This is a genomic window from Thermococcus sp. 21S7 (assembly GCF_012027615.1).
Lineage (GTDB): Archaea > Methanobacteriota_B > Thermococci > Thermococcales > Thermococcaceae > Thermococcus.
Genome location: NZ_SNUT01000001.1, coordinates 526601 through 539541 on the forward strand (window position 1 = coordinate 526601; position 12941 = coordinate 539541).

15 protein-coding genes are annotated in these 12941 nt (G+C 56.8%); 10 read left to right on the forward strand and 5 right to left on the reverse strand.

Annotation, left to right across the window (positions count from 1 at the left end; translation table 11 throughout):
- Positions 1-41 precede the first annotated feature (41 nt).
- Entirely contained in the window at positions 42-851 is an 810-nt protein-coding gene (locus E3E51_RS02815) for a hypothetical protein (protein ID WP_167911562.1), read from the forward strand.
- Here E3E51_RS02815 and E3E51_RS02820 read toward each other — a convergent pair.
- Complete coding sequence (locus E3E51_RS02820) at positions 848-1810, reverse strand: inorganic phosphate transporter (RefSeq protein WP_167911710.1); 963 nt, start codon at positions 1808-1810, stop codon at positions 848-850. The two genes, E3E51_RS02815 and E3E51_RS02820, sit on opposite strands and share 4 nt — an antisense overlap.
- A 226-nt stretch (positions 1811-2036) precedes the next feature.
- Between E3E51_RS02820 and E3E51_RS02825 the strand changes: the two genes are divergently transcribed.
- The 9 genes from E3E51_RS02825 to E3E51_RS02865 all read left to right on the forward strand — a co-directional run bounded on the left by E3E51_RS02825 (position 2037) and on the right by E3E51_RS02865 (position 10157).
- Complete coding sequence (locus E3E51_RS02825) at positions 2037-2594, forward strand: pyruvate/ketoisovalerate ferredoxin oxidoreductase subunit gamma (protein WP_167911563.1); 558 nt, start codon at positions 2037-2039, stop codon at positions 2592-2594.
- Between the two features lie 39 nt (positions 2595-2633).
- On the forward strand, positions 2634-2951 hold the full coding sequence (locus E3E51_RS02830) for a 3-methyl-2-oxobutanoate dehydrogenase subunit delta (RefSeq protein ID WP_167911564.1): 318 nt from the start codon (positions 2634-2636) through the stop codon (positions 2949-2951).
- 1 nt (position 2952) lies between these two features.
- Positions 2953-4143, forward strand: a complete 1191-nt coding sequence (gene porA / locus E3E51_RS02835; RefSeq protein WP_167911565.1) for a pyruvate ferredoxin oxidoreductase — start codon at positions 2953-2955, stop codon at positions 4141-4143.
- Between the two features lie 5 nt (positions 4144-4148).
- The gene (locus E3E51_RS02840; RefSeq protein WP_167911566.1) at positions 4149-5084 is read left to right on the forward strand and encodes a 3-methyl-2-oxobutanoate dehydrogenase subunit beta; all 936 of its coding nucleotides are present in this window, start codon (positions 4149-4151) and stop codon (positions 5082-5084) included.
- A 69-nt stretch (positions 5085-5153) separates the two neighbouring features.
- Positions 5154-5471 (forward strand): pyruvate synthase subunit PorD, encoded by a 318-nt coding sequence (gene porD, locus E3E51_RS02845; RefSeq protein WP_167911567.1) that lies wholly within the window; start codon positions 5154-5156, stop codon positions 5469-5471.
- Positions 5472-5482: 11 nt separating this feature from the next.
- Complete coding sequence (porA, locus tag E3E51_RS02850) at positions 5483-6667, forward strand: pyruvate synthase subunit PorA (protein WP_167911568.1); 1185 nt, start codon at positions 5483-5485, stop codon at positions 6665-6667.
- Positions 6668-6677: 10 nt separating this feature from the next.
- On the forward strand, positions 6678-7673 hold the full coding sequence (porB, locus tag E3E51_RS02855) for a pyruvate synthase subunit PorB (protein WP_167911711.1): 996 nt from the start codon (positions 6678-6680) through the stop codon (positions 7671-7673).
- A 128-nt stretch (positions 7674-7801) separates the two neighbouring features.
- On the forward strand, positions 7802-8707 hold the full coding sequence (locus E3E51_RS02860; RefSeq protein ID WP_167911569.1) for an Mrp/NBP35 family ATP-binding protein: 906 nt from the start codon (positions 7802-7804) through the stop codon (positions 8705-8707).
- Between the two features lie 82 nt (positions 8708-8789).
- On the forward strand, positions 8790-10157 hold the full coding sequence (locus E3E51_RS02865; protein ID WP_167911570.1) for a hypothetical protein: 1368 nt from the start codon (positions 8790-8792) through the stop codon (positions 10155-10157).
- On the opposite strand, the gene E3E51_RS02870 is transcribed toward E3E51_RS02865, so the two are convergent.
- From E3E51_RS02870 to E3E51_RS02885, 4 genes are all read right to left on the reverse strand, one after another.
- The gene (locus E3E51_RS02870; RefSeq protein WP_167911571.1) at positions 10141-10875 is read right to left on the reverse strand and encodes a DUF2110 family protein; all 735 of its coding nucleotides are present in this window, start codon (positions 10873-10875) and stop codon (positions 10141-10143) included. The genes E3E51_RS02865 and E3E51_RS02870 overlap by 17 nt on opposite strands.
- Positions 10876-10912: 37 nt before the next feature.
- Entirely contained in the window at positions 10913-11452 is a 540-nt protein-coding gene (gene tfe / locus E3E51_RS02875; protein WP_167911572.1) for a transcription factor E, read from the reverse strand.
- Positions 11453-11593: 141 nt separating this feature from the next.
- Entirely contained in the window at positions 11594-11878 is a 285-nt protein-coding gene (locus E3E51_RS02880) for a hypothetical protein (RefSeq protein WP_088180995.1), read from the reverse strand.
- Positions 11879-12027: 149 nt separating this feature from the next.
- Complete coding sequence (locus E3E51_RS02885) at positions 12028-12918, reverse strand: ADP-dependent ribose-1-phosphate kinase (protein ID WP_167911712.1); 891 nt, start codon at positions 12916-12918, stop codon at positions 12028-12030.
- Positions 12919-12941 lie beyond the last annotated feature (23 nt).

Consider the following 12941-nt stretch of genomic DNA (forward strand, 5'->3'; position numbering starts at 1 on the left):
AAAAGTTTTTTAGGAAAGACCCCCTATAGTAAGGGGGGCGTATGAGGGGCCGAGTGATTCTCGGGGTTATCCTGGCGGCAATGGTTGTGGTGAGTGCCTGCATCACCGCGGAAGAAAAACGCCCTGTGGAGGTCCACGTCGCCAGAAACTCAACGTCCGTGGAATTCACCCTCAAAGTCGATGGGGATTCAATGACGTACATCCTTCCCGGTGACCGGGGCAACTTCTCAGAGTACCCGGAGGGTTTCCTTCTCTATGCGTTTGAGCCGATGAAAGGCCGGAGCTTGTACCTATTCACTGACAGAACCGGCAGGAAGCTCTGGGAAAGGACGTTTGAGAACATCACGCGGGTGGTAGGCTACTCGAACGGAAGCCTGATACTTGCGGAGGAGCCCCTAGAGCGATCTGAAGAGACCAGGGTCTACGTTATCAGGCTCCCCTCCGGAAAAGAACGTGAATACCCCATCAGGGAGAGAGCCTTCCACGTCTCGAATGCATTAACAGTGGGTGGAAAGGCGTACGTTGCCGGCGCCAGCCTCTTTTCGGGGGATGCCGTTGTCTACGTTCTCGACGAGGATACATCCAGGAGGGTTTTCATTGATTCCATGGGGGACCGCCTGGTGGGTGCAAGGCTCATCATGGACTCGGACGGGAGGAAACTGGCCGTGGCATACAGCCTCGACTCATGGAGCGGGGAGTACCAGGGCGGCATCTGTGTTTTCGGCCTCTCGGGCATGGATGTGAAAGCACGCTTTGATCTGCCTCCGGGCGTACTCAGGGAGATTAAAGTGGATGGGAACCAATTAACGGTCAAAACGGATGGAGAAACCCGAACGTACATCCTGAACTAGAGCATTCCAGCGAGGGAGAAAGCCTTGAATATCACAAGGGAAATGACTATGGCCGTCAGCGGCGTGGCGACCCAGCCGAAGATTATGTCCCTGATGACCGACCTCTCAACGCCCTCCCCAGCGAGAAGGCCAACGCCAACGACGCCGCCGACTATGGACTGGCTTGAGCTCACGGGGAGGCCGAAGAAGTTCGCCAGGCTGACGGCTATGGCAGAGCCAAACTGGGCCGCAAAGGCCGAAACCGGGCCGAGGGCGGTTATCCTCTTCCCGACGGTGTGCATAACCGCATAGCTGAAGGTGAGGGCGCCGATTGAAAGCGCTATCGCCCCGAAGATTCCGGCAACCTTGGGCTCCATGAAGCCCGCACCGACGAGGGGGCCGGAGGCGTTGGCCACCTCGTTCGTTCCGAAGTTGAAGGCCATGTACGAGCCCCCGAGTACGGCGAGGGCCTTGTAGAGGGTTTCAATCGTCGAGACGCTTTTGATTCTGGAGATAACCCATGAATAGAACCGGAAAAGGATTATCGCCAGCAAACCCGAGAGTATCGGCGAAAGAACCCAGGCAGAGGCTATCTTAACGAGCGTGTACCAGTTGACGGGCGCGCTCGCCGCGAGGCCAACCCCGATGACACCGCCCACTATCGCCTGGGTCGTGGAAACGGGAAGCCCCTTAACCGTTGCTACCGTCACCCAGACGCCCGCGGCCAGGAGGGCTATGACCGCCATCTCCATCGTCAAAAAGCCGGCAGGGACTATCCCCTCCCCGACCGTCTTCATGACCTTGTAGCCCTTCAGGTAAGCGCCCATGAGGACGAATATCGCTATCGTGAGCGTGGCCTGACGAAAGCTGAGTATCCCGGCGCCGACGGCGGTGCCCATGGCGTTGGCCGAATCGTTGGAGCCTATGTTCCACGCTATGTAGAACGCCACTGCAATCGCCGCCAGGGCCAGACCGTCCATTGACATCACCTATATAGTCTATATATCTCCCATCGAGGGAGGCTTAAAAAATTTTGCCAAATGGGGGTGAACTTTTTTCGGGAAACGATGCCTTAATTAAGCCATTGACGACTGACAACGTTCATGCCTACCCAAAGACAGCTGCCGAAGGTCAGTTAAGCCAATACCGAAACTTAAATAAATGCATTGGATGATTAAAGTTTGACAAACTTAAGGAGGCAGGAAGATGATAGAGATTCGTTTTCACGGTAGGGGTGGACAGGGCGCAGTTACCGCTGCCAACATACTAGCCTCAGCTGCTTTCCTTGAGGGCAAATACGTCCAGGCGTTCCCGTTCTTCGGTGTTGAGAGGCGTGGAGCGCCGGTTACGGCATTCACCAGGATCGACGAGAAGCCGATAAGGATAAAGACCCAGATTTACGAGCCCGACATCGTCGTCGTTCTCGACCCGAGCCTTCTCGACACCGTTGACGTCACCGCGGGTCTCAAGGACGACGGCATAGTCATCGTCAACACCGAGAAGAGCAAGGATGAGGTTCTCGCCAAGCTCAAGAAGAAGCCGGCGAAGCTCGCACTGGTCGATGCCACCACCATAGCCCTCGACGTTCTTGGCCTTCCGATCACCAACACCGCAATCCTCGGTGCGGTGTCAAAGGCCACAGGCGTCGTTACCCTTGAGCACGTCCAGAAGGCTATCCAGGAAGTCTTCTCAGGAGCCCTTGGCGAGAAGAACGCCAAGGCCGCAGAGGAAGCCTTCAACAAGACCGTCCTTTACGAACTCTGATTCTCTTTCCTTCATAATCCTTGACAAGGGGTGAAAAGCGTGAACACGTTGTTTGGTGAAAAGAAGGAAGGGGCAACCAAAATCGTCCTCAAATCTGTGGACGAGTATCCGGAAGCCCCTGTAACTTTGGGAACGACCCTCATCAACTTCACCGGCGACTGGAGGACTTTCATACCGGTCGTTGACGACAGCAAGTGCGTCAAGTGCTACATCTGCTGGAAGTTCTGTCCCGAGCCGGCCATATTCATCCGCGAGGACGGCTACGTCGGCGTGGACTATGACTACTGTAAGGGTTGCGGAATCTGTGCGAACGAATGCCCGACCAAGGCCATAACAATGGAGAAGGAGGAGAAGTGAGATGGCGGAGTACAAGCCCATTAGGAAGGTTGTGAGCGGCAACTACGCCGCCGCCTACGCCGCCAAGCACGCCCGCGTCGATGTCGTGGCAGCTTACCCGATCACTCCACAGACGAGCATCATCGAGAAGATAGCCGAGTTCATAGCCAACGGCGAGGTTGAGAACCTTGAGTACGTCGCCGTTGAGAGCGAGCACTCCGCTATGGCCGCATGTATCGGAGCGAGCGCGGCAGGAGCGAGGACCTTCACAGCCACATCCGCTCAAGGTCTGGCCCTGATGCACGAGATGCTCCACTGGGCCAGCGGCGCTAGGCTTCCGGTGGTCATGGTCGACGTCAACCGTGCCATGGCGCCCCCCTGGAGCGTCTGGGACGACCAGACCGACAGCCTGGCCCAGAGGGACACCGGATGGATGCAGTTCTACGCCGAGAACAACCAGGAGGTTTACGACGGCGTTCTCATGGCATTCAAGATAGCCGAGACCGTCAACCTGCCCGCCATGATCATCGAGAGCGCCTTCATACTGAGCCACACCTACGACGTCGTCGAGATGATCCCGCAGGAGCTGGTTGACGAGTTCCTTCCGCCGAGGAAGCCGCTCTACGACCTCACCGACTTCGAGAAGCCCTTCTCCGTCGGTGCACTTGGAACTCCTGCCGACTACTACGAGTTCCGCTACAAGATACAGAAGGCCATGGAGGAGGCCAAGAAGGTCATCCACGAGGTCGGAAAGGAGTTCGGCGAGCGCTTTGGAAGGGACTACAGCCAGATGATAGAGCTTTACAGGACCGACGACGCTGACTTCGTCTTCATGGGCATGGGTTCACTCATGGGAACCGTCAAGCAGGCGGTCGATGTCCTCCGCGAGGAGGGCTACAAGGTCGGCGCTGCGAAGGTGCGCTGGTTCAGGCCCTTCCCGAAGGAGGAGCTCTACGAGCTGGCAAAGAGCGTTGACGGCATAGCCGTCCTCGACAGGAACTACTCCTTCGGTCAGGAGGGAATACTCTTCAACGAGGCCAAGGGCTCGCTCTACAACACCGACGCAAAGCCGCTCATCAAGAACTACATAGTCGGCCTCGGAGGCAGGGACTTCACGGTCGCCGACGTCAGGAAGATAGCCGAGAACATGAAGGCAATCATCGAGAAGGGAGAGCTTGATGTAGAGGTGGACTGGTACCACCTTAAGAGGTGAGAACGATGGAGATTCCCGAGAACGTTAAGAAAAGGTTGAGCATCCCGGCCGAGGAGCACTTTTACGCTGGCCACACCGCCTGCCAGGGCTGTGGCGCTTCCCTCGGACTTCGCTACGTCCTTAAGGCTTACGGAAGGAAAACCATCTTCGCCATCCCGGCGTGCTGTTCAACCATCATCGCCGGCCCCTGGCCGTACACGGCCTTCGAGGCCAACCTGTTCCACACCGCCTTTGAGACCACCGGTGCGGTCATAGGCGGTATCGAGGCGGCCCTCAAGGCGAGGGGCTTTAAGGTCAAGGGCGAGGATGGAATAATGGTCGTCGGCTGGGCCGGTGACGGTGGTACGGCGGACATAGGTCTCCAGGCACTGTCGGGCTTCCTTGAGAGGGGCCACGACGCGGTCTACATAATGTACGACAACGAGGCCTACATGAACACCGGAATCCAGAGGTCGGGTTCCACCCCCTACGGAGCCTGGACCACCAACACCCCGGGCGGAAAGAAGCACTTCCTGGAGAGGAGGCACAAGAAGAAGGTCATAGACATCGTCATCGCCCACGAGATACCCTACGCAGCGACGGCGAGCATTGCCTTCCCGGAGGACTTCATGAGGAAGCTCAAGAAGGCCCAGAAGACACCGGGACCGAGCTTCATCCAGCTCTTCGCACCGTGCCCGACCGGCTGGCGCTCACCGACAGACAAGAGCATCGAGCTTGCAAAGCTCGCAGTCCAGACCGCATACTTCCCGCTCTTCGAGTACGAGAACGGAAAGTACAAAATCAACATGCCCAGCACCAAGAAGGAGCCGAAGCCGCTCGCCGACTTCCTCAAGCTCCAGGGCAGGTTTAAGTACATGACCCAGGAGGACATCGACGTCCTTCAGCAGTGGGTCCTCCACGAGTGGGAGAAGCTCAAGAAGCTCGCCGAGGTCTTCGGCTGAGCTTTCCATATTTAATTCCCCGCAGCAAGATTTAAGTTCCAATCTGATAATTCACCTGAGGTGATACACATGGCCGAGACCCCGTTTAAGGCCGAGATTGAGAGGGTTCAGAAGGAGTATAGCGAAAAAATGACCCCCGGAGCGGTCGTCTACCTGCCGGGGAGCAGCGTTGTGAACAAGACGGGTTCCTGGCGTGTTTTCATGCCGGAATTCAACAGGGACAAGTGCGTTAGGTGCTACCTCTGCTACATCTACTGCCCAGAGCCGGCTATCTACCTCGACGAGGAGAACTACCCGGTCTTCGACTACGACTACTGTAAGGGTTGCGGAATCTGTGCGAACGAATGCCCGACCAAGGCCATAACAATGGTTAGGGAGACCAAGTGAGGTGGTGAAAGATGCCGATTAAGAAGGTTATGAAGGCCAACGAGGCTGCCGCCTGGGCGGCCAAGCTCGCCAAGCCGAAGGTCATAGCGGCGTTTCCGATTACCCCGTCAACGCTCGTTCCAGAGAAGATAAGCGAGTTCGTCGCCGACGGAGAACTCGACGCCGAGTTCATTAAGGTCGAAAGCGAGCACTCCGCTATTTCGGCCTGTGTCGGTGCTTCAGCGGCCGGCGTTAGAACCTTCACCGCGACCGCTTCCCAGGGTCTCGCCCTCATGCACGAGATACTCTTCATCGCCGCCGGAATGCGCCTCCCGATAGTCATCGCCGTTGGAAACCGCTCCCTGAGCGCTCCCATCAACATCTGGAACGACTGGCAGGACACCATCAGCGAGCGCGACACCGGCTGGCTCCAGTTCTACGCCGAGAACAACCAGGAGGCTCTCGACCTCATTCTGATAGCCTACAAGGTCGCCGAGAACGAGAAGGTTCTCCTTCCGGCCATGGTTGGATTCGACGCCTTCATTCTGACCCACACCGTCGAGCCGGTTGAGATACCCGACCAGGAGCTCGTTGACGAGTTCCTCGGCGAGTACGAACCGAAGCACGCGTACCTTGACCCTGCCAAGCCGATAACCCAGGGTGCCCTCGGATTCCCGGCCCACTACATGGAAGCCAGGTACACGGTCTGGGAGGCCAACGAGAACGCCAAGGATGTCATAGACGAGGCATTCGCCGAGTTCGAAAAGAAGTTCGGCAGAAAGTACCAGAAGATAGAGGAGTACAGAACAGAGGATGCGGAGATCATCTTCGTCACCATGGGCTCGCTCGCAGGCACCGTGAAGGAGTACGTCGACAGCCTCCGCGAGAAGGGCCTCAAGGTCGGAGCCGCGAAGATAACCGTTTACAGGCCGTTCCCGGTTGAGGAGGTTCGCGAGCTGGCGAAGAAGGCGAAGGTTCTCGCACTGCTTGAGAAGAACGTCACCTTCAGCGTCGGCGGAGCCCTCTTCCAGGACTTCAGCAGGGCGCTCATCAACGAGAGCGAGAAGCCGAAGATAGTTGACTTCATCCTCGGCCTCGGAGGCAGGGACGTCACATTCAAGGACCTCGACGAGGCCCTCGCGATTGCCCAGAAGGCCCTCAACGGAGAGGCCGTTGATGAGGTCAACTGGATCGGCCTGAGGAAGGAGATACTGTGAGGTGATGAAGATGGCCGTTAGAAAACCCCCCGTTACCACTCGCGAGTACTGGGCACCCGGTCACGCCGCCTGTGCCGGCTGTGGCTGTGCCACCGCTCTCAGGCTTGCAACCAAGGCCTTCAGTGAGGCCATGGAAGAGAAGTACGGCGACCCCGATGCCTTCGCCGTAGCCCAGGCCACCGGATGTATGGAGGTCGTTTCAGCCGTCTTCCCGTACACCGCCTGGAAGGCCCCGTGGATCCACGTCGCATTCGAGAACGCGGCCGCTGCTGCAAGCGGTGTTGAGGCCGCCTGGAAGAAGCTCGGAAGGAAGGGCAAGATTCTCGCCATAGGCGGTGACGGTGGTACCGCCGACATCGGTATGCAGGCCCTCAGCGGTATGCTTGAGCGCTGGCACAACGTCGTTTACCTCATGTACGACAACGAGGCCTACATGAACACAGGAATCCAGAGGTCAAGCTCCACCCCGTACGGTGCCTGGACCACCACCAGCCCGCCGGGCAAGTACTCCATCGGTGAGGACAAGCCCAAGAAGTGGGTCGCCCTCATCGCCGCAGCCCACCAGGTTCCGTACGTCGCAACCGCCAGCATAGGCAACCCGTTCGACTTCATCAGAAAGATGAAGATCGCCGCGAAGGTTGACGGCCCTGCCTTCGTCCAGGTCCAGTGTACCTGCCCGACCGGATGGAAGAGCCCGCTTGAGAAGGGCGTCGAGATAGCCAAGCTTGCCATCGAGACCGGCGTCTGGCCGCTCTTTGAGATCGAGAACGGCGACCTTTGGAACATCAAGATACAGGCTCCGGGAGGAGGCGCCAAGGTCAAGCGCGAGGGCGGTCGCGTAGTCGCCATCGAGTTCAAGAAGCCCATCGAGGAGTACCTCAAGCTCCAGGGCAGGTTCAAGCACCTCTTCAAGCAGCCAGAGGCGATAGACACCCTCCGCGAGCAGATAAAAGCCATGTGGAAGGTCCTCGGCGTCGAGGTCACCCTCCCGAAGCCGGAGGAGTGAACTCCTCCACCTTTTTCTATTGTGTTTCTTTGAACCGACCGGGCATTACACAGATCTGTCCAAGATTGCCGTATTTTGGGACAAAACTTTTAAGCTCCTTATGGCAACCTAATCTGGAGGTGAATTAGATGACCATCAAAGCTCCCACGCTCAACATAGGTGGACTGGGCGCTGATCCCCTCACCCAGAGAATAAACGAAAAGCAGGAGAAGTGGACGTATAAGATAGCCGTCCTGAGCGGTAAGGGCGGCGTCGGAAAGAGCACCGTTGCCGTCAACCTGGCGGCGGCACTGGCCAAGAAGGGCTACTTCGTTGGAATACTCGACGCGGACATACACGGGCCGAACGTTGCCAAGATGCTCGGCGTCGACAGGGCGGAGGTTCTGGCCGAAAAGCTCGAAGACGGCAGGTTCGAGATGATACCGCCGATGAACGACTTCCTCGGCCAGACGACCCCGATCAAGGTCATGAGCATGGGCTTCCTCGTCCCAGAGGATCAGCCGATAATCTGGCGCGGCGCTCTGGTCACGAAAGCCATCAAGCAGCTCCTCGGTGACGTCAAGTGGGGTTCGCTGGACTTCATGATAGTCGACTTCCCGCCCGGAACCGGCGACGAGATACTGACCGTCACCCAGACCCTCAAGCTCGATGCGGCGGTTGTAGTAACCACGCCCCAGGAGGTAGCGCTCCTCGACACGGGTAAGGCAGTCAACATGATGAAGAAGATGGAAGTGCCCTACGTTGCGGTCGTCGAGAACATGAGCTACCTCATCTGCCCGCACTGCGGCAACGAGATAGACCTCTTCGGAAAGGGCGGAGGCCGGAAGCTTGCGGAGAAGGAGGGCGTCGACTTCCTCGGCGAGATTCCGATAGACCTTAAGGCCAGGGAGGCGAGCGATGCGGGCATACCGATAGTTCTATACGAGGACACCGTTGCTGCCAAGTCATTTATGGAAATCGTGGACAGGCTCGTGGAGAGGCTCGGAAAGATAAAGGGTGAACAGGAAGCCTCGGACGAGCCCCAGACCCGCTGACTCCAACTACCTTTCCTTCTTCACCAAGTTCCACTGCATTAACTTTTTAACCACTTCTGGGTATCTCACTGGGAGGGATACGATGAAACGGGCCCTCGTTCTGGTAACTCTAATCCTCCTGATCGCCCTTCCCCTAGCCTCCGCGGAGAGGCTGAGCTACTACCCTAGCCAGGAGGCGTTTCAGACGTTTCTGAACTCAAGCTCATCCTACACGGTCCTTGCAGGTAAAGACGAGTGGGCCAGGGGATGGGCGTACTACGTGGACGAGAAGCTCTACACGATAAAGCCCCACGGCAACGGAACGCTCGTTCTGGTAGGAAACGTCTACAACAACCCCGCGATGGCCCACGTCTGGAATCTTACGGGGCTTCCCGCTAATGCCTCCCTCCTCCCCTCCATCGTCGTCCTCAACGGCACCGTTCTCATAACCGGTTCCGAAAACAACATCTATATGACGGAGAAGGCCTTCGAAAGACTTTGGAATCCCCCCAGGGGCTCAAAGGTGGCGTTTCTGGTCATAACCTCCGCGGTAATCCTTGCGTTTCTGCTCGCCCTGAGGCGCGACAGGAGCCACGCCGGCAGCTTCTACATCCTAACCGCGTCGCTGTTTATCCTCTGGTACCTCATCGCCCAAAGACCCGTCTTAACAAGGGAGTTCCTGCGCTACTTCCTCCAGGCCGTAACATTTGCCGTAGGCGGTTCTCCGGAGTCTCCCCTCAGCGTGATAATGGGGGCGGTCTTCATGTTCGTGCCGCCCATCGAGGAGAACATAATACTTGTCCACTGGGTTCTAATCCTCCTGATAGCATCGTTTTCCTTCTATCTGGCACCCAAAAGGGCCCGTGAGCTTGGCTTCCTGATATTCGGGCTTATCTTCGTTTCACCCATGTTCAGGGAGAACCTGTACCACATCAACGGTAGCGCCCTCGGTCTGGCGGGGCTGGTTATAACACTCGCCATCGTGAGCAACGTGACGTTCTCCCCGGAGAAATGGAAGGCCTTGCTCCAGACCTTCGTCCTTTCGGCGTTCACACTGCTCACGATAGCCATAAACCCGTATCTGGTCTTCATACCAATAGCATTTGTCATCACGTTCCCGAAGAGACACCTGAGAAACTACGCCTACCTGCTGATAACCGGTGCCGGAGTGCTCCTCATGTACCTCCAGTTCGGGATTCCAGTCGGGATTCCGAGGGGAATGGACCCGCACGGGTGGAGGTACCTGGAGAGGTTCCTGTTCAACAGCGCCTTGGCGCTGGTGACGATGGTCTACGCGATGGCCGCGGGAGAAAGGGGAATAAAGATGAAGGGCCAGACGGCGTTTCTGCTCCTGATGACGATTCTGTACCTTCCGGCGTCGTTGTTCGTGCCCTCACTGTTCCCCTACTGCTTCGTCCTTCTGGCTGCACTGACCGTGAGACTGGTGCACGGGCTCACTCCCGGAACTTGATCGCACCGATGAGGGTTCCCCTGAGATGGGGACCGATTTCCTTTATGATTCCGGGGGCCTGGGTTCCCTTCTTGAGTATCAACAGGGTCTCCATGAGGCCCAGTTCCTCTATGCGCTTCACGTCCCTTCCGTGGCCCGTTTTGATGAGGGCCTTCTCAACGTTCTCGCTCACGGTGCCGGCTATGAAGAGCTTGTCGTGGCCGTCGCTTGTCCAGCCCTTTATGCGCTTCAGCTGTTTCTCGCTGAAGGCCAGCTCCACCTCCCTGGCACCGAATTCCACATTGGACACGGTGACCTCAACCGGAAGGTTGTCAACCCATCCGAAGTCCCGTATCATCTGCCTCACGGGCATTTCGCCGAAGGTCTCTTTGAGGTAGTACAGGGGGAGAAGCGCGTCCTTGGGCCGGGGGGTGAAGATTCCGATGTCCACGTAGGCCCCGTAGCCGACCCTGCCGAGGTCGATGAACCGACCGCGGTATGTCCCACCCTCTTTAATCGCGCTCAGCTTGTAGGGAACCTCGCCGAATTCCTCGCGGACGAGGTTTGCGCTTATCTCCTCGTCTTCCCCGTTCAGAGAAACTTTAATCCAGTTCTTCTTGACCGCCGAAAGCTTCCATTCGACTTCCAAATCCCCAAGGAGGGCCTTCAGCTTCTTATCAAGCTTGAGAAAACCACTCCTATCTCCGTAAACCTTCTCAAGAATAACTACTTCCCTCATATTCATCATCCCCGAAGTTCATTCACCGGCCGTTCAGTCAGTTGGACTTCTTTTTCCTGGGCTTCTTCCTGAGGCCGAGCTCTATCTCAAGCTCCTCTATGCGCCTCCGGAGCTCCTCAACGACGGCGGTGTTGTCGTACTGCATGAGCATCTGCCCGCATATCGGGCACTGGAACTCGTACTCCATGGCTTCGTCGAAGGTCAGCTTTGGATGACCCGGTGTGCCGCAGTGGTAGTATATCTCACTGGTCTCCTCATCAAGCATCTCCCTGAGCTTCTTGAGCTCCGCCATTTTTTTGGAGCGGATTATCTCTGGGAGGCGCTTGGTCTCAAGGTGCCAGTAGTAGTAATACCAGCCGGTTTCTTTGTCCCTTATGCGCTTAAACTCGGCCAGTCCCTGGTCGTAGAGCATGTAGAGGACTTTTCTAACGGTGTTAACTCTGATGCCGGTTATCTCGGCGAGCTCCTCGTCGGTGGATTCCTTCTTCTTTTCGAGAGCCTTAATTACCTCAACGGCCTCTTCACCGCCCATGTCCAGTGCAAGCTCAAGGAGCTCCTTGTTTTTCCTCCTCGCCACTACGCCGACCTCCAGAGAACATTTAAACACGCTGAATTTTAGCGCATAAATACCGTCCAATAACAAACTATATGGGCTGGAGTATATATAGGTTTTTGTCATATTTACAACGCCAGTGAACAGAAAAGAACGTTGAGTGGGCTAATCGGTGAAGTACTCGTTAAGCAGTTCCTTCGCGGAGGGCTTGTAGAGTTCCATGACTTCTATGTCCTCGATGACGTTACCCTCCCTGAGCTTGAGTTTGACCTTGCCTCCGTAGACCTGAAGGTCGTCGAGCATGCCGTAGATGGCATCCTCCGCCTCAAGGGGGGTTTTGAACTTCATTATGTACTCCCCATCCTGAGTGATGAGCTTGACCCAATACTCGTTCTTCCTCTTGAAGGGACGGGTAATCTTCGGCTTGAAGTTGTCAATTATAATTTCCAAGTGCTCCACCTCCAGCCCAAAGACTTTTTGGTCTCTCTAAGGCTTTTAGGGTGCGGATTTTTAAGGGTTTCCTACGACCCCTTGAATAAAATGATACCAACCATTATTTAAACGTTATGAGGAGGGTTTCCGGAATTTTGAGAGCCGCATCATGACCTCCCGAAGGGCAGTTCGATTCCCGTCTCCCTCGCCGCCTCTGCGACTTTCTCCAGCGGAACCACTGCGCTCCTCGCACCAACCTTCTGTACCGTGAGATAGGCCAGCAGCATGCCGAGTCTGGCGGCCTCTTCAAGCGTCCAGCCGCTGAGAACGCCGTATATGACCCCGGCGTCGAAGGCGTCCCCCGCACCGGTAGAGTCAACAACCTCCGCGCTCAGCCCGCGAACCTCACGGACGTTCCCCTTGTCATCCCTCACCAGAGCGCCGCCGCCGTTGAGGGTGACCACGAGATTCCTGGCGCTTGAGAGCGAGAGGTCCAGCGAACCGAACTTCCTCCGGTATTCGTCCTCGTTCATCATGAGGTAGTCCACCTTCGCCTCCACATCCCTTGGGAGCGCAGCCTCGCCTATGTCCAGGGAAACCGTTATCCCCCTTTCACCGGCGAAGTTCACGACCTCGACTATCGTCTCCGGCGGGTTTGAGGAGAGGTGCACGTGCCTTGCCCCGGAAAGGTAATCGAAATCTATCTCCTTCAAAAGGTTGGCACCGGGGTACTTCACTATCCTCTTGTCTTCACCGTGTATTATGGCAACGGCAACTCCCGAGGGCGCGTCCACCGTTTTGATGCCCCCGGTGTCAACGCCCAGCCTTCTGAAATACGAGATGTGCGCCTCTCCAATCTCGTCCCTTCCAATGGCCCCTATATAGCCGGTTCTTAGCCCAAACGTGGCGAGCCAGCTTATCGTGTTGGCAGCGGCACCGCCCAGGCCGAAGAACGCGTTTTCGGCGCTGACCTTCTCATGGAACTCCGGAAAACGCTCAACAAGCATTATGATGTCGTAGTTGAGGTTGCCCACACCCACAACGTCGAACCTTGCCATGACCCTCACCTCTGAATAAAGAG

Bases quoted from the DNA above. Each gene is read 5' to 3' on its own strand.
- E3E51_RS02815 (WP_167911562.1), top strand. From the start codon at position 42: ATGAGGGGCCGAGTGATTCTCGGGGTTATCCTGGCGGCAATGGTTGTG.
- E3E51_RS02820 (WP_167911710.1), bottom strand. From the start codon at position 1,810: ATGGACGGTCTGGCCCTGGCGGCGATTGCAGTGGCGTTCTACATAGCG.
- E3E51_RS02825 (WP_167911563.1), top strand. From the start codon at position 2,037: ATGATAGAGATTCGTTTTCACGGTAGGGGTGGACAGGGCGCAGTTACC.
- porA (WP_167911565.1), top strand. From the start codon at position 2,953: ATGGCGGAGTACAAGCCCATTAGGAAGGTTGTGAGCGGCAACTACGCC.
- E3E51_RS02840 (WP_167911566.1), top strand. From the start codon at position 4,149: ATGGAGATTCCCGAGAACGTTAAGAAAAGGTTGAGCATCCCGGCCGAG.
- porD (WP_167911567.1), top strand. From the start codon at position 5,154: ATGGCCGAGACCCCGTTTAAGGCCGAGATTGAGAGGGTTCAGAAGGAG.
- porA (WP_167911568.1), top strand. From the start codon at position 5,483: ATGCCGATTAAGAAGGTTATGAAGGCCAACGAGGCTGCCGCCTGGGCG.
- porB (WP_167911711.1), top strand. From the start codon at position 6,678: ATGGCCGTTAGAAAACCCCCCGTTACCACTCGCGAGTACTGGGCACCC.
- E3E51_RS02860 (WP_167911569.1), top strand. From the start codon at position 7,802: ATGACCATCAAAGCTCCCACGCTCAACATAGGTGGACTGGGCGCTGAT.
- E3E51_RS02865 (WP_167911570.1), top strand. From the start codon at position 8,790: ATGAAACGGGCCCTCGTTCTGGTAACTCTAATCCTCCTGATCGCCCTT.
- E3E51_RS02870 (WP_167911571.1), bottom strand. From the start codon at position 10,875: ATGAGGGAAGTAGTTATTCTTGAGAAGGTTTACGGAGATAGGAGTGGT.
- E3E51_RS02885 (WP_167911712.1), bottom strand. From the start codon at position 12,918: ATGGCAAGGTTCGACGTTGTGGGTGTGGGCAACCTCAACTACGACATC.